This is a genomic window from Methylobacterium adhaesivum (assembly GCF_022179065.1).
GTDB classification, from domain to species: Bacteria; Pseudomonadota; Alphaproteobacteria; order Rhizobiales; family Beijerinckiaceae; genus Methylobacterium; species Methylobacterium adhaesivum.
In genome coordinates, this window is the sequence record NZ_BPQD01000039.1 from 1 (window position 1) to 22,479 (window position 22,479).

General features: G+C 68.2%; 23 protein-coding genes. 14 read left to right on the forward strand and 9 right to left on the reverse strand.

What is annotated here, in order from left to right; translation table 11 throughout:
• On the reverse strand, nucleotides 1–558 hold a 558-nt coding region (locus tag MFF01_RS19495), incomplete at its 3' end, for a polysaccharide biosynthesis/export family protein (protein WP_238227891.1).
• A gap of 238 nt (nucleotides 559–796) precedes the next feature.
• Here MFF01_RS19495 and MFF01_RS19500 point away from each other — a divergent pair.
• The 8 genes from MFF01_RS19500 (at nucleotide 797) to MFF01_RS19535 (ending at nucleotide 7,946) form a co-directional block, all read left to right on the forward strand.
• Nucleotides 797–2,089, forward strand: a complete 1,293-nt coding sequence (locus MFF01_RS19500) for an alpha/beta fold hydrolase (RefSeq protein WP_238227892.1) — start codon at nucleotides 797–799, stop codon at nucleotides 2,087–2,089.
• A gap of 140 nt (nucleotides 2,090–2,229) precedes the next feature.
• A complete protein-coding gene (locus MFF01_RS19505; RefSeq protein WP_238227893.1) occupies nucleotides 2,230–2,754 on the forward strand; it encodes a gluconokinase in 525 nt (174 codons plus the stop codon).
• 13 nt (nucleotides 2,755–2,767) lie between these two features.
• Nucleotides 2,768–3,592 carry a Cof-type HAD-IIB family hydrolase gene (locus MFF01_RS19510; protein ID WP_238227894.1) on the forward strand — a complete coding sequence of 275 codons (825 nt, stop codon included), beginning with the start codon at nucleotides 2,768–2,770 and terminating at the stop codon, nucleotides 3,590–3,592.
• A gap of 213 nt (nucleotides 3,593–3,805) precedes the next feature.
• Complete coding sequence (locus MFF01_RS19515) at nucleotides 3,806–4,699, forward strand: lytic transglycosylase domain-containing protein (RefSeq protein WP_238227895.1); 894 nt, start codon at nucleotides 3,806–3,808, stop codon at nucleotides 4,697–4,699.
• Between the two features lie 420 nt (nucleotides 4,700–5,119).
• The gene (locus tag MFF01_RS19520) at nucleotides 5,120–6,010 is read left to right on the forward strand and encodes a helix-turn-helix transcriptional regulator (RefSeq protein ID WP_238227897.1); all 891 of its coding nucleotides are present in this window, start codon (nucleotides 5,120–5,122) and stop codon (nucleotides 6,008–6,010) included.
• Between the two features lie 196 nt (nucleotides 6,011–6,206).
• Nucleotides 6,207–7,064, forward strand: a complete 858-nt coding sequence (cysE, locus tag MFF01_RS19525; RefSeq protein WP_238227899.1) for a serine O-acetyltransferase — start codon at nucleotides 6,207–6,209, stop codon at nucleotides 7,062–7,064.
• A gap of 119 nt (nucleotides 7,065–7,183) precedes the next feature.
• The gene (locus tag MFF01_RS19530; protein ID WP_091973479.1) at nucleotides 7,184–7,396 is read left to right on the forward strand and encodes a DUF3126 family protein; all 213 of its coding nucleotides are present in this window, start codon (nucleotides 7,184–7,186) and stop codon (nucleotides 7,394–7,396) included.
• Between the two features lie 220 nt (nucleotides 7,397–7,616).
• Nucleotides 7,617–7,946 carry a DUF6949 family protein gene (locus MFF01_RS19535; protein ID WP_238228098.1) on the forward strand — a complete coding sequence of 110 codons (330 nt, stop codon included), beginning with the start codon at nucleotides 7,617–7,619 and terminating at the stop codon, nucleotides 7,944–7,946.
• Between the two features lie 29 nt (nucleotides 7,947–7,975).
• Here MFF01_RS19535 and MFF01_RS19540 read toward each other — a convergent pair whose 3' ends face one another.
• The 4 genes from MFF01_RS19540 to MFF01_RS19555 form a co-directional block, all read right to left on the reverse strand.
• Nucleotides 7,976–8,662, reverse strand: a complete 687-nt coding sequence (locus tag MFF01_RS19540) for a transglutaminase-like cysteine peptidase (protein WP_238227901.1) — start codon at nucleotides 8,660–8,662, stop codon at nucleotides 7,976–7,978.
• Between the two features lie 151 nt (nucleotides 8,663–8,813).
• Nucleotides 8,814–9,443, reverse strand: a complete 630-nt coding sequence (locus MFF01_RS19545; RefSeq protein WP_238227903.1) for a transglutaminase-like cysteine peptidase — start codon at nucleotides 9,441–9,443, stop codon at nucleotides 8,814–8,816.
• A 342-nt stretch (nucleotides 9,444–9,785) separates the two neighbouring features.
• On the reverse strand, nucleotides 9,786–10,412 hold the full coding sequence (locus MFF01_RS19550; protein WP_238227904.1) for a PilZ domain-containing protein: 627 nt from the start codon (nucleotides 10,410–10,412) through the stop codon (nucleotides 9,786–9,788).
• 143 nt (nucleotides 10,413–10,555) lie between these two features.
• Nucleotides 10,556–11,161 (reverse strand): PAS domain-containing protein, encoded by a 606-nt coding sequence (locus MFF01_RS19555; RefSeq protein ID WP_238227906.1) that lies wholly within the window; start codon nucleotides 11,159–11,161, stop codon nucleotides 10,556–10,558.
• Between the two features lie 248 nt (nucleotides 11,162–11,409).
• Here MFF01_RS19555 and MFF01_RS19560 point away from each other — a divergent pair, with 248 nt between their 5' ends.
• Together MFF01_RS19560 and MFF01_RS19565 are read left to right on the forward strand one after the other, a co-directional pair.
• Nucleotides 11,410–12,222 carry a rhomboid family intramembrane serine protease gene (locus tag MFF01_RS19560; protein ID WP_238227908.1) on the forward strand — a complete coding sequence of 271 codons (813 nt, stop codon included), beginning with the start codon at nucleotides 11,410–11,412 and terminating at the stop codon, nucleotides 12,220–12,222.
• 182 nt (nucleotides 12,223–12,404) lie between these two features.
• Entirely contained in the window at nucleotides 12,405–12,836 is a 432-nt protein-coding gene (locus MFF01_RS19565) for a CBS domain-containing protein (RefSeq protein ID WP_238227910.1), read from the forward strand.
• A gap of 30 nt (nucleotides 12,837–12,866) precedes the next feature.
• Here MFF01_RS19565 and MFF01_RS19570 read toward each other — a convergent pair whose 3' ends face one another.
• From MFF01_RS19570 to folE, 3 genes are read right to left on the reverse strand one after another with little or no spacing between them, the layout of a single operon-like run.
• On the reverse strand, nucleotides 12,867–13,862 hold the full coding sequence (locus MFF01_RS19570; protein WP_238227912.1) for a patatin-like phospholipase family protein: 996 nt from the start codon (nucleotides 13,860–13,862) through the stop codon (nucleotides 12,867–12,869).
• Nucleotides 13,859–14,293, reverse strand: a complete 435-nt coding sequence (hisI, locus tag MFF01_RS19575) for a phosphoribosyl-AMP cyclohydrolase (protein WP_238227915.1) — start codon at nucleotides 14,291–14,293, stop codon at nucleotides 13,859–13,861. The genes MFF01_RS19570 and hisI overlap by 4 nt, the downstream gene beginning before the upstream one ends.
• A 5-nt stretch (nucleotides 14,294–14,298) precedes the next feature.
• Entirely contained in the window at nucleotides 14,299–15,069 is a 771-nt protein-coding gene (folE, locus tag MFF01_RS19580) for a GTP cyclohydrolase I FolE (protein ID WP_494337864.1), read from the reverse strand.
• Between the two features lie 289 nt (nucleotides 15,070–15,358).
• Between folE and MFF01_RS19585 the strand changes: the two genes are divergently transcribed.
• The 3 genes from MFF01_RS19585 to MFF01_RS19595 all read left to right on the forward strand — a co-directional run bounded on the left by MFF01_RS19585 (nucleotide 15,359) and on the right by MFF01_RS19595 (nucleotide 18,583).
• Nucleotides 15,359–15,802, forward strand: a complete 444-nt coding sequence (locus MFF01_RS19585) for an iron-sulfur cluster assembly scaffold protein (RefSeq protein WP_238227919.1) — start codon at nucleotides 15,359–15,361, stop codon at nucleotides 15,800–15,802.
• A 4-nt stretch (nucleotides 15,803–15,806) separates the two neighbouring features.
• Complete coding sequence (gene yidD / locus MFF01_RS19590) at nucleotides 15,807–16,145, forward strand: membrane protein insertion efficiency factor YidD (protein WP_238227921.1); 339 nt, start codon at nucleotides 15,807–15,809, stop codon at nucleotides 16,143–16,145.
• A 236-nt stretch (nucleotides 16,146–16,381) separates the two neighbouring features.
• Complete coding sequence (locus MFF01_RS19595; protein ID WP_238227923.1) at nucleotides 16,382–18,583, forward strand: TonB-dependent siderophore receptor; 2,202 nt, start codon at nucleotides 16,382–16,384, stop codon at nucleotides 18,581–18,583.
• A 74-nt stretch (nucleotides 18,584–18,657) separates the two neighbouring features.
• Here the strand turns inward: MFF01_RS19595 and MFF01_RS19600 are convergent, their stop codons facing one another.
• A complete protein-coding gene (locus tag MFF01_RS19600; protein ID WP_494337862.1) occupies nucleotides 18,658–20,046 on the reverse strand; it encodes a 2-hydroxycarboxylate transporter family protein in 1,389 nt (462 codons plus the stop codon).
• 385 nt (nucleotides 20,047–20,431) lie between these two features.
• On the opposite strand from MFF01_RS19600, the gene thrS reads away from it, so the two are divergent.
• Nucleotides 20,432–22,459 (forward strand): threonine--tRNA ligase, encoded by a 2,028-nt coding sequence (gene thrS / locus MFF01_RS19605; RefSeq protein ID WP_238227925.1) that lies wholly within the window; start codon nucleotides 20,432–20,434, stop codon nucleotides 22,457–22,459.
• Nucleotides 22,460–22,479 lie beyond the last annotated feature (20 nt).

Genomic DNA, 22,479 nt, shown 5'->3' on the forward strand with positions numbered 1-22,479 from the left:
GGTGACGGCCTCGCCCGAGACCGTGACGCTCTGCGAAATCGGCTTCGTCACGGAGACGAGGACCTGGGGCTGGATCGCCTTGCCGGCGAGCTCGGTCTCGATAAGGGCCTGCACGTCCTGGGGCCGGCGGCCGGCGACCTGGATGCGCCCGGCATACGGCACCGAGATGGCGCCGTCGCGCGCGACGACCTGCTCGGGGATGGTGGCGGACTTGGAGCCGGCGGAGAAGCGGTCGGCGGAGAGCGGCCCGGAGAACAGGCCGCCCGAACCCGCCTCCCACACGGAGACGGCGACGTAGTCGCCGACCCCGATGACGGGCTCCACGGAGGGGCGGTGATCGCCGAAGGAGGCCAGCAGGCTGTCGAGCGCCCGTCCGCGCAGGGCCTCGACGGTGGCCGCGCTCAGGTCGACGATCTCGTAGCGCGCGAAGGTGCCCTCGCTCGTCGACACGTCAGCCCCATCGACGATGGCACCCGTCGTCGGACCCGAACCCGGAAGGATCGAGGAGCAGCCCGACACCGCCAGGGCGGTGCAGAGGGCCAGGGGTAGAACGCGCATGCAGGATCGCCTGTCGGTTTCTCTCACCCCGCTGCCTAGACCATCGCCATCGCCCTGTCCGTGGCGAGGGGGTCACAGTCCCGTCGGGACGGGACGGGCCACGCAGTCGTCCCCGCTGTGCACCGGCGGCGCGGCGCGCCGCCCGGACATCGACGACTCTTGTAGTGGCGTGCGCGATATGCCCTCCTATGCCCGGCCCTACAGACCTCGATCCCCCGAGGCCACGGACCCGTGCGCCATGCCCCCTCTTGATTACACCCCTCCCGGCCTCGCCGACGCGACGCCGGGCGCGGTCCACCGGCGCCAAGTCTTCTACATACCGGGGTACGATCCGGAAGGGCGATCCCGCTACCGGATGCTGTTCGTGCGCGAGCTCTCACGCTGCGCCAAGCGCTTCGGCCTGCCCAAGCCCCGGATCGGCCCCGCCACGCTCCGTCCGGATGGCCTGGTGCAGAGCTGGAGCGTCGCAGCGGAGCCCGCCTGGGGGCGTGCGCACACCGAATACGATGTTCTCCTGTGGGACGACATCGTGGCCCGCGACTTCGGCCGCTCGCGTTTTCTCAGTGCCGGGCTCCTCGTGCTCGGCACCCTGCACGTGATCCTGGCCGGCCTCATCGTACGGTTCTACCGGCTCAACTGGAAATACGGCAACGTCATCCTCTATCCGTTCGTCCTCCTGCTGGCCCTCGGCCTCGGCACGACGATCATCGCGGGCGTCGTGCACGCGCATCTCGGCGACGGGTTCGGGCACAGCCTGGGCTGGCCGCTCTGGGCAACGGTGCCGCTGGGCCTCCTCGTGGGCCTCGGCTGGATCAAGGCCATCGAAGCCCTGCTCAACCGCGCCTTCTTCTGGCAGCTCCTCAACGACTGGGTGTTCAACTGGCAGTACGGCCAGGGCTGGCGGCCGGACTATGCGATACGCCTCGATGCCTTCGCCGACCATGTGCTCGCCCGCCTCGCCGCCCGCACGGCCGAGGAGCCCCCCATAGACGAGGTGATGCTCGTAGGGCATTCCTCGGGCGCCATGACGGCCGTCGAGGTCGCCGCGCGGGTGCTGGCGCGCGATCCGAACCTGGGCACGGGAGCGACGAACTTCGCCCTCGTCACCCTCGGTTCGGGCATGCCCCTCGTCGCGCTCCAGCCGCGTGCGACCCGCCTGCGCGGCGAGATCGCCGGGCTCTGCTCCAGCCGGCGTCTCGTCTGGGTCGATTACCAGGCCCCGCAGGACTGGATGAATTTTCCGGGCTTCAATCCCGTGCGCGACCTGAACCTCGACCTCGGGGACCGGCCCGTCGCCAATCCCTTGGTGCGTTCGGCACGGTTTCGGGACATCATCAGCCCGGAAACCTACCGCCGGGTCCGCTGGCGGCCGTTCAGGATGCATTTCCAGTTCCTGATGGCGAACGACCGGCACGGTGCCTACGATTTTTTCGCCATGACCCTCGGGCCCCAGCGCCTGCGCGAACGTGTGCTGCACCCCGACCTCGCGCCCGGTGCGCCGGCCTTGTCGGCCCCAGAGGCCACCGCGTGAACGGCCCCCTCGGGGAGGGGCCGAGATGGGTCGCCACGACCGAACCGGAGACGACCATGCAGGCAGGCCCACTTTCCTCGCCCCGTGGAGCCGGCACGTGCGAATCCGAATGGCTTGAACCCGATCTGAGCGCCGCTCGCATGGGCAGGCCCACGGTGATCGTGGTGATGGGCGTGTCGGGCTCCGGCAAGAGCACCGTGGCGGCCTGTCTCGCCGAACGCCTCGGCTGGGCCTTCGTCGACGGGGATAGTTTCCACAGCGCCGCGCACGTCGCGAAGATGCATGCGGGGCATCCCCTGGACGACGACGACCGCGCCCCCTGGCTCGCCGCCATCGGGGCCTGGATCGACACCCGACTGCAGGAGCGCGAGCCGGGAATCGTCGTCTGCTCGGCCCTGCGGCGAGCCTATCGCGACGTGCTCGTGCGCGGGCGCCCCGAGGTTCGGATCGCCTATCTCGCCGGCGACCGCGACCTGATCGAGGGGCGGCTCGCCGCGCGCCGGGGACACTTCATGCCCGCCTCCCTCCTCGACACCCAGTTCGCCATCCTCGAGCCACCCGCCCCGGAGGAGCGGGCCGTCACCGTGTCCGTCGACGCCCCCGCCGAGGCGGTGGCCGCAACGATCGCGGCCCGTTTCGGATTGAAGCAGGGCAACCGAGAATAAAGTCAGATCGATTATGGATGCATCCGCCCCGTCCATCGCCCTCGTCATCTCCGACGTGGACGGTACCCTGGTCACCACGGACAAGCACCTGACGGCGGCGACCCGCGCGGCGGTGCGGCGTTTGAGCGAGGCCGGCATCGGCTTCTCCATCGCCTCGAGCCGCCCGCCCATGGGACTCGGCGCCCTCGTGGCGGCGCTCGACCTGCGCCTGCCCCTGGGCGCCTTCAACGGCAGCACCCTCGTGGCCCCCGATCTCACGATTCTGTCGGAGACCCTGATCCCGGCCGCCGTCGCACGGGACGCGGCGGCCCGCCTGACGCGGGCCGGCCTCGACATCTGGGTGTTCGCCGACGGTGCCTGGAACCTGCGCGACCCGCGCGCGCCCTACACCGACCTCGAACGGCGGACCCTCGGGGCCGACCCCAACGTCGTGTCCAGCCTCGATCCGCTCCTCGACCGGGCGGCCAAGATCGTCGGAGTCAGCGCCGATGCCGACCATCTCGCCGCCTGCGAGACAAGCCTCTCGGCCGCCCTGGGGGAGGGGGCCGACGTCCATCGGTCGCAGGCCTATTACCTCGACGTGACTCCGGCCGGCGCCGGCAAGGGCCGTTTCGTCGAGACCATGAGCCGCCGCCTCGGGATCGACCGGAGCCGGATCGCCACCCTGGGGGACGGGGGCAACGACGTCCCCATGTTCTCGGGGGTCGGCTTGTCCATCGCCATGGGCAACGCGAGCCCAGCCGTGAAGGCGGCGGCCCAAGTCACGACGGCGGGCAACGACGCGGACGGCTTCGCCCGGGCCATCGACGAATTTGTTTTGCACCGCGCTGCGACCTGACGGTTCATCCACGGCCGCGCCGACCCAGAGCCTTGCACCGGCTTACGAATCCCTCACGGGCGCGGCATCTGTGTTTCCAGATTGTGTATCCTGTGCGCCACAGCACATGGGGAAAGCGAAGCCGTATCGCCTCAATCGAGGCGGCGGGTCGCTTTCCAGCCTCATTTGACCCCGACCTTGACCGCTCAGAACAAGAACGATCCGGGTCACTGCATGCACCAGCGCCTCTTGCTCCTCGCCGTCGCCGCGTTGGCCATCCCGGCTCAGATCCTGCCCACCCCGGCCTCCGCCCAGGGCAAGACCGCACGGGACAACATCGATGCGCTGATCGAGGATCAGGCTCGTGCCGCCGGCGTGCCCGCAAGCTTCGTCCATGCGGTGGTGAAGCGCGAAAGCAACTACAACCCCAACGCCAAGGGTGGCAGCGCCCTCGGGCTCATGCAGATCAAGCCCGCCACGGCCCGCGGCCTCGGCTATCAGGGCGACGCGGCAGGCCTGTTCGATCCGGCGGTGAACCTGCGCTACGGCATCGCCTACCTCGCAGGGGCCTACAAGACCGCCAAGGGCGACCTCGCCCGCGCCTACGGCTACTACAATCGCGGCTATTATTATGCCGCCAAGCGCCTGGGTATCGAGACCGAGGTGCCCGAAGGCGTGACCACCGTCGCGTCGGGGGCGAAGTCCGGCGCCGCCTTCGCCAGTGCCTTCGACCGCTCCGCGCCCGTCGATCCCAACATCGCCGCCGCCAACACCGCCCTGGCCTATGCTCCGAGCCCGGCGGCCAACGCGGTCCCGACGGAACGCGTCGAGGTTCCGCTGCCGCCGCGCCGTCCGGCCTCGCTCTCGGGCGCAGGCGTGCCGACGGCGATGGCCAGCCTCGATCCGGCCCCCGTCGCCATGGCGCCCCTCGCGCCAGCCCCGTCCACCCCCGTCTCCCTGACGACCCCCGGATCCATCGACCCCGCCCCGAGCGAGAGCGTGGCCGTGCCGCTGCCGCCACGTCGGCCCTCGGCCGTCCTGCTCGCTTCTGTGGGTCGACCGATCATCGCGAAGAAGGCCGGCGGCGCGCCGATCCTCGAAGCCTCGGCGCTTCCGGCCGGCCAGTAGCGCCCTCGACACCGTCGTCCCTCGGACAAGCCCCGGCGGACAGTCGTCTCCCGCGCGCCTCCCATACTTCGCTGCTACCCATCCCGACCTGCGCAAAATCCAGGCAGAGTCACCTTTTTTCCCATCACCTATGTGAGAATCGCTTGCGCTCGCCCGCACGCAACCTCACATGCCGCACTGCACAGTGACGCGTGGTGGAGCGATCCCCAAAAGATAAGCCTGCGCCCATCAATTCGGTTGGGCTATAGGGCGGCCGACGCGGTAGGATGTTTGCGTTCCGATCGACAGGATCGATCGATTCGCCATCTTCATTTGTGGACGGCATTGTCGTTGCGAGACAATCGCGAGCAACGGCAGATTTGAAATCAAGGGTTGTGCAGGTCTGTTGCCTGCCTGCATATCAGGAAGACGGACGACGGCATGGCCGGCGCGGTAGAAGAAGAATCGATCTTTCTGACGGAGCTCGGCCGGCGTGTCCGGCATGCGCGCACCCTGCGCGGACTCTCGCGCAAGCTCCTGTCTCAGACGTCCGGGCTGTCGGAGCGCTATATCGCGCAGCTCGAGAGCGGTCAGGGCAACGTCTCGATCATACTCCTGCGCCGGGTCGCCAACGCCATGGGCGTGCGTCTCGACGACCTCATCGCCGGCGAGAGCACGGCACCCGATTGGCCCGTGATCCGCGACCTCCTGGGGCAGGCCTCGGCCGAGCAGATCGCCCTGGCCAAGGGCATCCTGTCCGGTCAGGCGCCGGCCAGGGGTGACGCGCCGCAGCCGCGGGTTGCCGTCATTGGACTGCGCGGGGCCGGCAAATCGACCCTCGGGCGACGGGTGGCCGAGCGCCTCGGCTGGACCTTCGTCGAGCTGAATGCCGAGATCGAGCGGGAGAATGCCCTCTCGGTCAAGGAGATCTTCGCGATCTATGGGCAGGAGGGCTACCGGCGCCTGGAGCAGGTGGCCCTGCGCCGTCTCACGGAACATCCTGGGCCCCTCATCCTCGCGACCAGCGGCGGCATCGTCGCCGAACCTCTGACCTACGACCTCCTGCTGCAGGCGTTCTTCACGATCTGGCTCAGGGCGCGGCCGGAGGAGCACATGCAGCGCGTGCGCGAGCAAGGAGACCTCGCCACTACCGGCGACCACCCATCCGCCATGCAGGAATTGCGGGCGGTCCTGGCCAGCCGCGAGCCCCTGTACGCACGGGCCTCCTCCGTGGTCGATACCTCCGACGTTCCCGTCGAAACGATGGTGGACCGTCTCGCTGCGGCGATCGAGGCGCGCTTCGGCGCCCTGCCGGCGATGCATCACGCCTGATCTGTCGCGGGCCGGAAGGGCCGGTCACCCTTGATCGGCGCGCCGTCACACCACACCCTAAGACCAGACGGAGAATGCACATTCTCCGTCTGGTCCGTCGCATGCGGATCCTCATCTCCGGGCGGTTCTCCGGAGAGTGTCGTCCCTGCGGCGACCGCGCCACCGGACCACGTCCCTAAGCCCGAAGGAGAAGCTCTTGCCCGTCCGTTCTTCCCTGGACCGGCCCGCCGATCGGGAAACGGTCGCGACCTTCGATCCGATCTGGACCCGCGTGCGGGCGGAGGCCGAGGCGCTCGTGCGCCAGGAGCCTCAGCTCGCCTCCTTCATCGTGGCGACCCTCCTCAATCACCCGACCCTCGAGGCGGCAGTGGCGCACCGGGTCGCGGCGCGCCTCGGCCATCCCTCCCTGCAAGCCGAACTCATCGCCCATGGCTTTCACGAGGCCATCGCCGACGATCCGCGTCTGGGCGAGATCTTCCGCGCCGATATCGGGGCCGTCCTCGACCGGGACCCGGCCACCACCCGGGCGATCGAACCGGTGCTCTACTTCAAGGGATTCCACGCGCTCCAGGCGCATCGCCTCGCGCACTGGTACTGGACTCACGACCGCCGCGACCTCGCCCTCTACCTGCAGAGCCGCTCGTCGGAGGTGTTCCAGACGGACATCCATCCGGCGGCACAGATCGGGCGGGGCGTGTTCCTCGATCATGCCACCGGCCTCGTGGTCGGCTCTACGGCGGTGATCGACGACGACGTGTCGATCCTGCATGCGGTGACCCTCGGCGGCACGGGCAAGCAGGGGGGCGACCGCCACCCGAAGATCCGCCGCGGCGTGATGATCGGCGCCGGCGCCAAGATCCTTGGCAACATCGAGGTGGGCGAATGCGCCCGCGTCGCCGCTGGTTCGGTGGTGCTGCGCGCCGTCCCGCCGCACACCACGGTGGTGGGGGTGCCCGCGCGCGTCGTCGGCACCGCCGGCTGCGCCGAGCCGTCCCGCGCCATGGACCAGCTGCTCGGTCTGGACGCATTCATTCACATGGCCGAGGGCATCTGAAGCGAGGCCGCACGCGCGCTTGCTCATGCCCCGGCGGCATGGCAAGCGGTCCCGGACTCGAGCCAGCGACCGCCACCGCGCGCAGGCCGATCCGACCCCGAACGCGAGAGGCGATCAGCGTGACCAAGACCGACATCACCAAGGTGCAGGACTACCTTCGCCGGACCTTCGCGAACACCAACATCCGCCTCGTACCCCGCCCCAAGAAGGACGATTCGGCCGAAGTCTACATCGGCGAGGAGTTCCTGGGCGTGGTCTCCGTGGACGACGAGGACGGCGACCGCTCGTTCAATTTCGCCATGGCGATCCTCGACATCGACCTCGAGGACTGAGAGAGCCTCACACGACTCCCGACCACGGCCGGTTCTCGCCTTCAGCGACACGGGAGTTTTGTGAGAGGCGCTCGGCCCGCCGCAATCAACCTTCACGGCACGGGCGATCGGCCGATGGCCCGTGCACAGGCTTAACCCTAACGGCGGGAAAGCCTTAACGTTTCGTAAACGACAGGGCAGAGTGGTCTTCACGGTTTCTTAAGCGTGGAGCGTTCGCATGATGACCCTCAGCCCATCGGCCCTCGACTCTCTCCAGACCCTGTGCATCGGCCTCGCCCTGTCGGGCCTGCTCGCCAGCGCGTTCGAGCTCTTCACCGAGCGGCGCGCGAGCTTCAGCCTGCTCGAGCGCGGCGGCGTCACTGCCGTGGCGGCCTTGCCGATGCTCGCCTTCGGTGCGCCCTTCATCATCCTGCGCAACACGGTGCGCGGCCGCCGCTTCGAGCGGCGTCCGATCCCCTTCGTGATGATCGCCACGATGATCGCCTGCGGCTGGAGCCTGATGTCGGGCCGCGTCGCCCTCGATCTTGCCCACATGATCGCAGGTGTTTGATCCGCCTCGCCGGCTCGACCGGCGGGGATTCAGCGGTTGGCCGTGGCGACCGGGGAGGCGCCCCCATTGAGGGTCACCCAAGCGAGGCCGTCCTGGCCCTCGCGCTTGATGAAGGTGTAGCCCGTACCCGGGGCGGACAGGATCGCAGAGGTCTTGTTGTCGAGGATGAGGTCGCCGTGATCCGTGCGGACCATGAGGACCGCATGCCCCTCGCCGATGTCATCGATCACCACGGTCATCCGCAGGGCACGCCGGGGCAGGCCGCGCTGCACCAGCATCCGCCGCTTGAGGAGCTGAAAATCCTCGCAGTCGCCCGAACCGTCGTCGGGAAAATCCCAGCGGTCGACCACGCCCCAATGGGCCATGTCGGTGACCGGCCGGATGCGGGCGTTGACCCGACGGTTGACGCTGTCCAACATCGCACGGATGGCCGGAGTCAGGGTGATGCGGACCGGTTCGCGGACATTGACGGCGCATTCGGCAGGATGGCGCGCGCAGAAGTCGGTCCATGCGGCCACCGGCCGGGCCTCGGCGCCCGCACCGAGGGAAGGTGCGTCGGGCAACGCCGCCACCGTCTGGGCCTGCGCGCCGGCGCCACCGAAAAGGAGGGTCGCCCCCGTGAGGGCGAGGCGGGCGGCGCGGGCCACGCGCGCCCGGAAGGCGTCCTTCTCGCCCACCGCCGGTTCGCCGAGGCTATGCAGAATCGCGTGCCGCATCCGGTTCGCCCTGCCGTCCATTGCTGACACGGCAAAGTTGGCACGACGGCGCCCGGCGCTCAAGCAGAAGTTAAACTCTTATTAACCACCCCGGCAGCATTCGGTTCCACGTCGATGGGCGGCTTTCCAGGTCGTCTGTTCTCGTCCCGCCTCAGCGGTTGGCCGTCGTGATGGGCGATGTGACACCCCCGAGGGACACCCAGGCCACGGCATCCGTGCCCTCGCGCTTGATGAAGGTGTAGCCGGTCCGGTGCCAGGGCAGGACGGTGTTGGTCTTGTTGTCGAGGATGAAGTCGCCCCGGTCGGTGATGAGGGTGAGCACCGCGTGGCCCTCGCCCTTCTCGTCGATGACCACGGTCATCCGCATGGCCCGACGCGGCAGGCCGGCCTCGGCCAGGAGCTTGCGCTTGAGGAGCTGGAAATCCTCGCAATCGCCCGAGCCGTCCTCGGCCAGATCCCAGCGATCCGCCGATCCCCAATGATCGAGGTCGGTGACCGGCTTGATCCGGGTGTTCACCCGGCCGTTCACCGTGGTGATGAGGTTCCAGGTGGCGGGGGTGAGGGCGATCCGTGTCGGCTCGTTGGCGTTGATGGCACATTCGGCCGCGTAGCGCTCGCAGAAGGTGACCCAGGCGGCGATGGGTCGGGCGGCTCCCACGGGCGCCGCGAGGGTCGCGGGGGCGGGCAGGGCCGGAAGGCTCGCCACCGTCTGGGCATTGGGAAGCGTCGAACTGAACGCCGTCGCCAGAACCGTCAGGGCCGCCACAGCAACCGATTTCATCCCACGCATCGCAGCCCCCGCGTCATTCAACGCTGTCACGTTGACGTGCCGGCCACTGCGCGGCGCTGAAGCCGATGCGCGCAATTTTATCGAATGGGGCCCTGCATCCGGTTCATCCGCGACAGGCCCAATTCACCGCTTCCTCGATCGTTCATAATTGCGCATCGCGATTCACAAAGTGGATACCATCGCGCCCGGCCGGCCCGTTCGGCGCCGCCGAGACTCGGGGAAACAAGAAAAAGGCCCGATGCGATGTCCGCGACCGCAAGGATCGGGGACATCGCATCGGGCCTGTGGGGTCACGTCCTTCGCCCAGACCGCTGGGGTCTCGGCGCGAGGGCCTTAAAGCCGGATACCCTCATGGAACAGGTCGGCGGAGATCGGCAGCAGAAAGCGTACGCCGATGCCGCCCTCGAAATGGCGCACCACCCGCCCAGGGGTCCGACCGACGACGACGCTGCTGTCCAGGGCGGGAGAGAGACTGCAGGCGATGGCCGCCCCCGACAGGGACACGTCGATGATCTGAGCCGGAATCTCACGTCCGGCCTCGAGGCGCAGGATCACGGCCGGCTGGGTGGGCTTGAGGCGCTCATGGGTTCGCCCCTCGGGCAGGCCGAGGCTCTTATGGTTGGCGAGCCACGTGAGCTGCGAGGCGATCTTCTCGCGCTTGCGCGAGGTCGAGCCCAGGCGCGCGGCGAACCCGTCGGGTAGGAGGCGCACGATGACGCCTTCCAGGCGCCCGATCTGTTCGAGATAGACCACCACGCGTTCGCCGGGCTGTCCCGCTTCGACGCAGGTCAGGCGTACGCCGCCCGGTGACATGTCCACGGTCTGACACGGGAATTCCCGGCGGTCCGACAACATGTAACGCCCGAGCAGCGCGACTTTGACGCGCTGATGCCGGCGCCTGTCCGACGCACGGATGCCACGCGTCAGCTTTGCCTCGGGGTGCACGAGATCCTCAAGCATGTTCGGTCAAGGTCCGGCTCTCCGAAAGGCCGGGGAACCTTAGTCGGCCGCCGGTTACGAAAACCTTCCGCGTCCCGAGCCGGGATGACACCGCACACGCATCTGTCGTTGGCCCGGCGCAAGGGATGCGACGGAAACCGACCTCACCCCCGGCCGCCGGGATGGACGAGGAGATGCCCGCGTCGGAACGGCAGGGCGTCGTTGGCGGGAATCGGCAGGTTGCGCAGGGTATCCTCGGCATCACCGAGCGTTCTGGGCTGCGTGCCGAGCACGCGCAGGCTGGTGGTGCGCAGGTGCGTGACTGGGCGCAGGCCGAGCCAGTGCGGCACGAAATGCGGACTCAGGGCACCGAGGATGCGCGTCTGGGTCTGGCCACGGTGGCGCAGGGGAAGGAGAATGAGCTCGAGATCGATGGTCTCGTTCCGGGCCGTCGTCCCCGTCAGCCCGGCCACCATGCCGAGGGTGTCCACCGCCACGGTCTCCACGAGGCGCCAGGGATCGGCATCGGGCGCTCCCCACAGGTCTGCGAAGGCGTTGGTGCGCAGTTCGCGTCCGAAGAGGGCGCAAACGCGGGTGCCCGCCAGCCGGATCGCCGCGCCGCTGCCGGGCACGTCGACCTCAAGAATCAGGCTGTCTGCGAGAACATTGCGGATCGCACCAGGCTCGATCTCACTGCGTTCGGGAGCGGCCCGCTCCCGGCGAAGGCCGTCCCAATAGGTGTGGAGCAGGCGACTCGTCGGATGCTTCATGGTGTCCTGCGGTGGCATGGCCCTGGAGGGTCTGGCGAGAGGAGTTCCATTTCGGGACACGGATGCCCGTGCGACGAAGGAATTTCGTAAGCCTGCGCACACCCTATGCCGCCGCCGGAACGGCCGCGCGCTTAACCTTTTCGTAAGGTTAACAGAATTGGGGCTCGGTGTGGGTTCAGGTCGCCGAACGGAGCCTTTCGCGCGCATGGGGCTTGCCGCATCCCTGAAAGCCCCGACATGGTGACGCCATGGATGCCATGCCCGACCTGCCGCGCCAGAACCGCGTTCCGATGTTCAACATGCCGGGCGTCGTCACCGCCTCCATCGCGGTGCTGCTGGCGATCCACGCCCTGCGCGTCTTCGTCCTGCCCGATGCCTGGGACATCTGGGCCCTCATCCATCTCGCCCTGATCCCCGGCCGCTGGACCGTAGCCATCGACCCGTCACGGATCGAGGATCTCCTGAAGGCGGCAGGTGCCGTCGGCGACCCCGATATCGTGGGTGCGCGCGAAGTCTTTGCCCGTTACATCGTCGCCGAACCGTCGGCCAGCCCATGGACCTTCGCGACCTATGCACTCCTGCACGGCTCGTGGACGCATGTGATCTTCAACACCGTATGGCTCGCCGCCTTCGGCTCGCCTGTGGCACGCCGTTACGGCCCCTTGCGTTACGGCGTCATCGCCCTTGTGGGCGCCGTGGCGGGAGGGGTGCTGCACGTGCTGATCGATCCGCTGAGTACGGCGCCGCTCATCGGCGCATCGGCGGGGGTCTCGGCCCTGATGGCGGCCGCGGCCCGCTTCGTGTTCCAACCGCCGCCGGCCTACCGCGTGGCGCAGCCTTGGCAGTTGCCGCCGCCCCAGCGCCTCCAGACGATCGCGGAGCTCCTGCGCAACCGCACGGCGGTGATCTTCCTCGCCGTCTGGCTCGTGACCAACTTCCTGTTCGGCGTCATCAGCCTGCCCCTCGATGCCGAGGCGACGGCGGTGGCCTGGGACGCGCATCTCGGCGGCTTCCTCGTCGGGTTCTTCCTGCTGCCGCTCCTCGACCGGCACAGGGGCTGAAGGACGCGAAAACACCCGCCCCATCAGGGTTTTAAGCATTCGCGCTTGCCAGGACGGCGCGCCAGCCACACAATCGCCACAGATGGGATCGGCGCCGAGGGGGCGCGAATCGTCCGATCGAAAATCCGTGAGCCGGGGTCAACCAGGCCGCAACGTCGCTCGTACCAGGAAGGGAATCGCCTATGACCGTCGCCCGTATCCTTGCCGAGAAAGGCCGCTCCGTCGTCACGGTGGAGCCGCAGCGCACCCTCGACGAGGCCATCCATCTGCTCGCCGAGAAGCGCATCGGCGCCGTCGTCGTCAGCGATGCCGAGGGCGCGGTTCTGGGCATCCTGTCCGAGCGCGACATCATGCGCGCCCTGGCTCAACAGGGCGCGGGCGCCCTCGACGCCCTGGTCTCCGCGCACATGACCGCCGCCGTCGTCACCTGCACCCGCGACACGAGCGTCGAGGACGTGATGCACCTCATGACCGACGGCCGCTTCCGCCACGTTCCCGTCCTAGAGGCGGGCCGGCTCGCCGGCCTCATCTCCATCGGCGACGTGGTCAAGCGCCGGATCGCGGCGGTGGAGGCCGAGCATCAGGCCATGCGCGACTACATCACCATGGCGTGATCGGTCGGCTGGGATTCCCGGAGTCGACACTCAGCCCCTGGCCGCCGCCGACGCCACGGTGGCGCGGATGGCCGGCAGGGCGGCGCGGGCCGCTGCGCGCCCGAGGGCGATCCCCTCCGCCGCGCGGTGAAACTCGAACAGGCCCATCCCGTCGAGACACGGCGAGATCGTCGCGTCCGGCGGATCACCCGCGAGGCGCGCCCGCGAGATCTTGTCCTGCGTGATGTTGAAGGCATCGAGCATCACCCGGGCGAGGCCGGGGCTCGGCGCGCCCGGCAGGGGGCGGCTCGGGGGCGGGGGACTGGACCGCAGGAGGTTCCACGGCCGGCGTCGGCGCGGCCTCGGCGCAACCGATGCCTCCGTCGCCGGCTCGGTAGGGTCGAGGACGACCGGTCCCCCGGCCGCGCGGGGATCACCGTTGAGGTTGATGCAGATCACCACGTCCGCCCCGAGGGCACGGGCGAGAGTGACGGGCACGGGATTGACCAGGGTTCCGTCCATAAGAAGGCGGTCGCCGAGGCGCACGGGCGGGAACACGCCCGGTAGGGCGTAGGAGGCCCGCAGGGCGTCGACGAGGTTGCCCCGGGTGAGCCAGACCTCCTCGCCGGTGCCGAGGCACGTGGCGACGCTCGCGAAGCGGACCGGAAGGCCCTCGATGCGGCGGTCGGCGAGGTCGCGCTCCAGGCGTCGGCGCAGGCGGGCGCCCGCGATGAGGCCGGACCCGAGGCGAAGATCCAGGAGGCCGACGACGCGGCGCTTGGTCAGGGACAGGGCGAAGGCCTTGAGCAGACCGAGCTGGCCCGCTGCGTAGCAGCCGCCGACGACGGCGCCGATGGAGCAGCCGGTGACCACCTCCGGATGAAGGCCCGCTTCTTCCAAGACTTCGATGGCCCCGATATGCGACCAGCCCCGGGCCGAGCCGCCGCCGAGGGCAAGGCCGATGCGGGGGCCGCGCGGGGCGGCCTCCGTCACGGGCTCGACGGCGCCGGCCTCGATGCGGACCGCGCCGGACCCGTCCCAGGTCATGCTGGGCCGGGCGCCCGGGACACGGCGGGGTGGAGGCGCACCGGCCCCGTCGCTCCCCCGAGTTCGACGCCGCGGTAGAAGCAATCGCGCCGGCCCGTATGGCAGCAGCCCCCGTCGCCGCCGACCGTAACGCGGATGAGCACGGCGTCCTGATCGCAATCCACCCGCATCTCGACGATGCGCTGGATCTGCCCGGACGTGGCGCCCTTGTGCCAGAGTTCGCCGCGTGAGCGCGACCAGTACCAGGCCTCGCCCGTCTCCAGGGTGCGGGCGAGGGACTCGGCGTTCATGTGGGCGAGCATGAGCACCTGCCCGTCCATTGCGTCGACGGCGATGCAGGCGATGAGGCCGTTCGCGTCGAAGCGAGGGGTGAAGACGGCTCCCTCCTCGACCTCGGACTTCGAACCCGGGGCGTCGAAAGAGATCGTCATCGGCGTCAGGGCTTGTTGCGCACGAGGGTGAGGAAGCGCACCTGCTCGTTCGGATCGCTCTTGAAGGCGCCTCGGAACTGGGTGGTGATGGTGGAAACGCCGGCCTTCTGGACTCCGCGCATGGCCATGCACAGGTGCTCGGCCTCAACCATCACGGCGATGCCGCGGGGTTTGAGAATGCTCTCGATCACGTCGGCGATCTGCGCCGTCATGGTCTCCTGCGTCTGCAGGCGGCGGGCGAAGGTGTCGACCACGCGGGCAAGCTTCGACAAACCGACGACGCCCTTGACCGGATAGTAGGCGATGTGGGCGAGCCCCATGAACGGCACCATGTGGTGCTCGCAATGCGAGTAGAACGGGATGTCGCGCACGAGGACGATGTCCGAATAGCCTTCGACCTCCTCGAACACGCGCTCGAGGAGCGCGTCGGCATCCTGCTCGTAGCCGCCGAACAGCTGGCCGTAGGCCTTGGCCACGCGAGCGGGGGTGTCGCGCAGGCCCTCGCGGTTCGGGTCGTCCCCGGCCCAGCGCAGGAGGGTGCGCACGGCGGCCTCGGCCTCCTCGCGGCTCGGGCGACCCGTGGCGACGGCATCGGGCACGCGCTTGGCGGAGGACGGCAAGGGGGCGATCTCCACGGCGGGAATCGGCACAGGCGCATTGTCGTTGCGCAGGCCGTTCAGGGACGCGGCATGTGCCGCGTCGGGAATCTTCTCAGCCATCCGCGAATCCTCCGTCTCGGTCAGGCGGTAGGAAAGGGACTTGAGCGCGGCATCCATGGCATCTTCCGCCCGAGCGATCCGGGTCGTCATCGTGTTGCTGTCGGGCTTGGCATACATCGTCGAACCATTGCCGTTTGGGGCTTCGGCCGGCGGGGACACCCTGGCCGCAGGCGCGATCCCGGCCGTGGGCACAGCCCGGATCGACGATCCGCCTCCTCGCGAAACGGTGCGTGGGCGCCTATATCGTCGTAATCGCGCCGCCGCGCAATGCAGGCGGCGCGGATCAGACAACCGGGACCGGACGCCGGCTTCACGCGAGGCCGTCCCCGCCGTGAGGACGCCGCCCATGCTCGACGACATCTACAACCGTCGCATCCTCGAACTCGCCGCCGACATTCCCCATCTCGGGCGCCTGCCCACGCCCGACGCCAGCGCGACCGTCCACTCGAAGCTGTGCGGCTCCACCGTCACCGTCGACCTCTGCGTCGCGGACGGGGTCGTCACGGATTTCGCCCACGCGGTGAAGGCGTGTGCCCTCGGACAGGCCTCGTCCTCGATCATGGCCCGTCACGTGATCGGCGCCACGACGCAGGACCTCCGGGCAGTCCGCGAGGCCGTGCGGTCGATGCTGAAGGAAAACGGCCCGGCGCCGGAAGGCCCCTGGTCGGATCTCGCCGTGCTGGAGCCCGTCCGGGACTACAAGGCCCGCCACGCCTCGACGCTCCTGACCTTCGACGCCGTGGTCGACGCGCTGGATCAGGTCGCCGCCAGGGCCCAGGCTGCTGAATAAGGCCATGGTCCGCCGCGCGGCCCATTGGGCGATCCGGGGCTACCAGCTCACGCTGTCGGGCCTAATCGGGCGGCAATGCCGACACTGGCCCTCCTGCTCGGACTACACCGACGAGGCGATCCGCCGGCATGGACTCTGGCCCGGCGGCTGGATTGGGTTCTCGCGCATCTGCCGGTGCGGACCTCTCGGCACTCACGGCATCGACCTCGTGCCCGAGACATTGCCCAAGGGGGCAGGGTGGGCCACGCCCTGGCGCTACGGCCGCTGGCGGAGCGTCAACGCACCGCCCGCACCCTTGGCGCGCGAGACGGCGGAAGACCTACCGGTTGCCCTCACAGACTAGCGCGACACCTTATGGACGATCCGCGAGCCACGGCGTCAGGATTCTCCGAACTCTTCAAATACCGCAACATAAACAATCCGAAAACAAATATTCCCAGCGTTTAGAGCTAGAATTATTTCAATTCAGCACTCATAGAATCATAATATTCCTTGAAATTTTGCCCATTGGGACTTGAGAAACGATCCGCTTTGGTATTTTGACCGATCTCCGCCCTTCGGCATTCCAGGGAGTCTGTCATGCCATCCCGTCGACGCCTCGCCCGTCTCAGCGCCCTGCTGCTGGCCTCCACGGCCCTGGCCGGCACCGCCCGGGCGCAGGGAGCGAGCGTCCAACTCGATCAGCTCTCGGTGGAGGGAACAGGGATCGCTCCGGCGCTGGGCAACGTCGCGACCGGACAGGACAGCGCCGCGACCAGCGGCGGCGGCGGCGGGCCCTCCGGCGTCACCGGCTACACCGCGCGGATCAGCCCGACGGCAACGAAGACCAACACGCCCCTGATCGAGACACCGCAATCGGTCTCCGTGGTCACCCGCGAGCAGCTGAACGACCGCAACGTGCAGGATCTGGCCCAGGCCATCGCCTATGCGCCCGGCGTCTCAAGCAGCGTGTTCGGGTTCGATCCGCGCTACGATGCCTTCTATATCCGGGGCTTCTCCGCCACCTACAACGGCATCTTCCGCGATGGACTCCGCCTGAACGCCGTCGGTCTGACGATCCCGCGCAGCGAGCCCTACGGCCTTGAAGCCGTGACGATCCTGCGCGGGCCGGCCTCGGGCCTCTACGGCCTCGGCTCCCCCGGCGGCATCGTCGACTCGACGTCGAAGCGGCCCGTCTTCGTGCCCTTCGGCGAGGTCCAGTTCCAGGCGGGCAACTACGACCGCTTCCAGGGCAATTTCGACATCGGCGGCCCCGTCGAGGGCACGGACGGAACGCTCGCCTACCGCCTCACCGGAGTGAAGCGCCAATCCAACACCTACCTGCCCGGCGGCGACGACGACCGCAGCTTCATCGCGCCCTCCTTCACCTGGCGTCCGTCCTCCGACACCAGCTTCACGTTCCTGTCGGAGTATTACGAATCCCGCCTGCCGGGCACGTCGTTCTTCTACAACGACCCTGGATTCAAGGTGACGAACTTCTACTCCGGAGATCCGGCCTTCAATCACTACAAGCAGCAGCAATACCGCATCGGGTACGCCTTCGAGCATAAATTCTCGCCCGACCTGATCGTCCGGCAGAACGTCCGCTATTACGACGTCAATGCTGATTACGAATACGCCTATATCGCCGGCCTGAACGCCGATCGGACCCGGGCCTCACGGGGCGTCGGATATTACCGCGACGCTTTGAGTCAGATCTCCGTCGACACGCAGTTGGAAAGCCGTTTCGACACCGGCCCGATCCGGCACACGATGGTCGGCGGCATCGATTACGCACATTACGACTACACGCGGGCCTTTGGGTTCGGTTCAGCGCCCGATTTGAACCTCGTCACACTCAACTACGGACAGCAGGCGATCACCCGGCCGGCCCTGACGACGTTTCAAGCGCAGGCTCAGGATCAGGTCGGACTCTACCTGCAGGATCAGGCCAGGCTCGGCCGCTTCATCCTGACGCTCACCGGGCGGCACGATTGGGTGTTCCAGAGCACCGTCGCCGACCGGACCACGGGCACCGCGCAGAACAGCACCGACCGCGCCTTCTCGGGCCGGGTCGGGCTCAACTACCTGCTGACCGACGCGGTGGTGCCTTATGCCAGCTACGCCACCACGTTCACGCCGCAGGTCGGCGTGGACGCCGCCGGCAATCCCTTCAAGGCCGCGACGGGCGACCAGCTCGAAGGCGGCGTGAAATACGCGATTCCCGGCACCAACATCACCGCCGCCATCGCCGGGTTCGACATCAACCAGTCCAGCATCCTGCGGCAGGACCCCACCAACACCGCCAACCAGGTGGCCACCGGCGCGGTCAGGTCCCGCGGATACGAGATGGAGGCGACGGCCAATTTCGCCCCGGGCACCAACCTCACCCTGTCCTACACGCATCTCGACGTCCGCCTCGCCCGCCAGACCTCCCTGGTGACCGGCGAGGCCATCGACGGCAACCGGCTCTCGGGCATCCCCGGCGACAGCTTTTCAGCCTTCACGACCTATCAGTTCGCGCCCTCGTCGTTCCTCGCCGGCCTGCAGATCGGTGGCGGCCTTCGCTACGCCGGGACCAGCTTCGCCGACGACGAGAACACTGTGCGCAACCCCACCGTGACCCTCTGGGATGCCCTGATCGCATACGACTTCTCGGCCCTCGACCCGAAGTACAAAGGCTTCCGCGCCCAAGTGAACGCCTTCAACATCTTCGATCGGAGCTACACCAACTGCCAGGCCGGATTCTGCTATCGCGGCGCCCCGGCTACCGTGATAGGGAGCCTGATCTACCGCTGGTAGCCGCCCGGCGCGCCAACGTCGCCCATACCCGCCCCCATCGATCCCCCCGTCGGCTCGGAGCGATGAGGCCGGGATCAGCCAGCCCCGCTCAGCCACCGCATCACCACAAGCGTCCCCGTCACCGTGAGGGCGCCTCCGATGCGCGTGGCGATCTGGGCGAAGGGCATCAGCGACATGCGGTTGGCGGCCGTCAGGATGGCGACGTCGCCGGTGCCGCCCTGGCCGCTGTGGCAGGCGTTCACGATGGCCGTCTCGATGGGATACATGCCGAGTTTGCGGCCCACCAGGAACCCCGTCGCCATGAGCGTCACCACGGTGGCCACGATGGTAATGAGGTTCGGGATCGTGAAGGCGGCGACGAGCTTCTCCCACGGCGTCATCGCCACGCCGACGGCGAAGAGCAGCGGGTAGGTCATGCTGATCTGCACGAACTTGTAGGCGACGAAGCCGCCGGCCTGGAGGCGCGGCGACACCGCGCTGGCGAGCTTGGCCATCACCGCCAGGAACAGCATCGCCACGGGGGCGGGCAGGCCGGTAACGTGATGCATCATCACGCCGAGCAGGTAGAGCGTCACCGCCGTGAGCGCCGCCGCGCCCACGGTGGCGGCGTCGACGGGGATGTCCTCCGCCTTCATGGCGGCGACGTCGTTGTCCCGGTCGGGTTGCAGCCGGCCCTCGCCGGTGAGGTGGGGCAGGCGCTTGCCCACCGCGTTGAGGGTGCCGGCCAGGACGATCGCCGTCAGGCTGCCGAGCATCACCGGCGGCAGCACCTGGGCGAACACGTCGCCCTGGCCCTGGCCGAGGATCGCCGCGTAGCCGATGGAGAGCGGGATCGCGCCCTCTCCGACGCCGCCCGCCATGATCGGCACCACGAGGAAGAAGAAGGTGTGGTAGGCGCCCAGGCCCAGCAGGGTGCCGACCAGGGTGCCGACGATGCCCGCCGCCACCGAACCCGCGGCCAGGGGCACGAAGATCTTCAGGAAGCCCTTGATCAGGACCTCGCGGTCCATGCCTAAGATGCTGCCGACGATGATGGTGGCGATGTAGAGGTAGAGGAAGTTGGTGAACTTGGTGAAATCCACGATCGCCTTGAAGACCTGTGGCGGGATCAGCCCGTAGAAGACCAGGGCCGAGGGGATGAAGGTCGCAAAGATCGCCCCCGCCCCGATGCTGCGCAGGACCGGCAGGCGCTTGCCGATCTCGGCACAGGTGAAGCCGCCCAGCACCAGCACGGCGATCATCGTCGGCGCATCCGGCCGGATTTCGCCCTCCTGCGTGAGGATCGCCAGGAGAATCACAAGGATCGCGTAGACCGGCAGCGGAATGATGCCGATCTTGAAGTCCACGAACCGCCACCAGCCTTGAGGCCAGAACCGCCGCATCGGAACCTGTGCCCCCGGAAGCTGGGCCGTCGACGTGATGGCGATTCCCTCGGGATGGGCCGTCTGTATGGGGCTCGGCATGGCGTGTCTCCCGGCTGAGCCCTGTGCCCCCCCGGCCCGGACCCATGCTTATTTCTCGTGACGTGGATTTTTTCTTGGCCTCAACCGTAGTGGCCATGGCCTTTCACCAGCATCAGTCGCTTCGCGCCCGCGTTGTCAATTCATCGGACGCCACCGTGGGACGCAGCGAAGTGAAGGTTGGGCGAGATTGTCAGTTCGGCTCCTGACCGCGTGTCGCCGCGGCGCGGCAGGTTTCACGTTCCTTCGGGCTGCGAATGGAGCTAAACGGCACGGCGCGCCCCGGCGCCCGCCCACGACCAAGACCCCTGACCGCAAGACCCGCTGACCTCAAGACCCGCTTACCTGCCGCGTACGCAGGAGTGAGCCTCCAAGGAGCCCCTCGGCCATGCCGATCCTGACCTTTCCCGACGGCAACACCCGCAGCTACGACGGCGCGATCACCGGCCGCGCCATCGTCGAGGGCATCGCCAAGAGCCTTGCCAAGCGCACCGTCGCCATGGCCCTCGACGGCACCGTGCGCGACCTGTCCGATCTCGTCGAGCACGACGCCCGCATCGAGTTCCTCGACCGCACGGACCCACGCAGTCTTGAGCTGATCCGGCACGATTGCGCCCACGTCCTGGCCGAAGCCGTGCAGGCCCTGTGGCCGGAGACGCAGGTCACCATCGGCCCGGTGATCGAGAACGGCTTCTATTACGACTTCGCCCGCGACCAGCCGTTCACGCCCGACGACTTCCCCGCCATCGAGGCCAAGATGCGCGAGATTCTTTCGCGCGACGCCCCGTTCACGAAGGAAGTCTGGAAGCGGGACGACGTGCGCCAGCTTTTCTCGGAGAAGGGCGAAGCCTACAAGGTCGAGCTCGTCGACGCGATTCCGCCGGGCGAGGACCTCAACATCTACCGCCAGGGCGACTGGTTCGACCTGTGCCGCGGTCCGCACATGACCTCCACGGGCAAGGTGGGCACCGCCTTCAAGCTCATGAAGGTGGCCGGCGCCTATTGGCGGGGCGATTCCAACAATCCGATGCTGACCCGCATCTACGGCACCGCCTGGGCCACGAAGGAGGATCTCGACGCCTACCTCCACCGCCTGGAGGAAGCCGAGCGCCGCGACCACCGGCGCCTGGGCCGCGAGATGGACCTGTTCCACTTCCAGGAGGAGGGGCCGGGCGTCGTGTTCTGGCACGCCAAGGGCTGGACGGTGTTCCAGGAGATCATCGCCTACATGCGCCGGCGCCTGAAGGGCGACTACCAGGAGGTGAACGCCCCTCAGATCCTCGACAAGGCCCTGTGGGAGACGTCGGGCCACTGGGAATGGTATCGCGAGAACATGTTCGCGGCGCAAAGCGCCGGGGACGAGGCCGAGGACAAGCGCTGGTTCGCCCTGAAGCCGATGAACTGTCCCGGCCACGTGATGATCTTCAAGCACGGGCTGAAGTCCTATCGCGACCTTCCCCTGCGCATGGCCGAGTTCGGCGTGGTCCACCGCTACGAGCCGTCGGGCGCGATGCACGGCCTGATGCGCGTGCGCGGCTTCACCCAGGATGACGCGCATATCTTCTGCACCGAGGACCAGCTCGCCGACGAGTGCCTGAAGATCAACGACCTGATCCTCTCCACCTACGCCGATTTCGGCTTCGGCGAGATCGTGGTGAAGCTCTCGACGCGCCCCGAAAAGCGCGTCGGCTCGGACGCCCTGTGGGACCACGCCGAAGCGGTGATGACCCGCGTCCTGGCGCAGATCGAGGAGGCGTCGGGCGGCCGGATCAAGACGGCGATCAACCCCGGCGAAGGCGCGTTCTACGGTCCGAAATTCGAGTATGTGCTCCGCGACGCCATCGGCCGCGACTGGCAGTGCGGCACGACGCAGGTGGACTTCAACCTGCCCGAACGCTTCGGCGCCTTCTACGTCGATGCCGAGAGCGGAAAGAAGCCGCCCGTCATGGTCCACCGCGCCATCTGCGGCTCGCTGGAGCGGTTCACCGGCATCCTCATCGAGCATTTCGCCGGGCATTTCCCGCTCTGGCTGGCGCCTGTGCAAGTGGTGGTCGCCACCATCACGGGCGATGCCGACCCGTATGCGCGGGAGGTGGTCGCCGCGGCGAGCCGCCTCGGGCTGCGGGTCGAGGCCGATCTTCGCAACGAGAAGATCAACTACAAGGTTCGCGAGCATTCGCTGGCCAAGGTGCCGGTGATGCTCGTGGTCGGCCGCAAGGAGGGCGAGGAACGCACGGTCTCGGTCCGGCGCCTCGGGAGCCAGCACACCCGGACCGGAGGCCTCGACGAAACCTTGGCCGCCCTCGTGGCCGAGGCGACGGCCCCCGACCGCATCCGCGCCGACAGCATCGCGGCGAGCGTGCCGAGTGCAGAGGTCAGCCTCGACACCCATCACGGCGAGGCGCCGACGCCCTGATCCGAAGTTCTGCTTTGAGG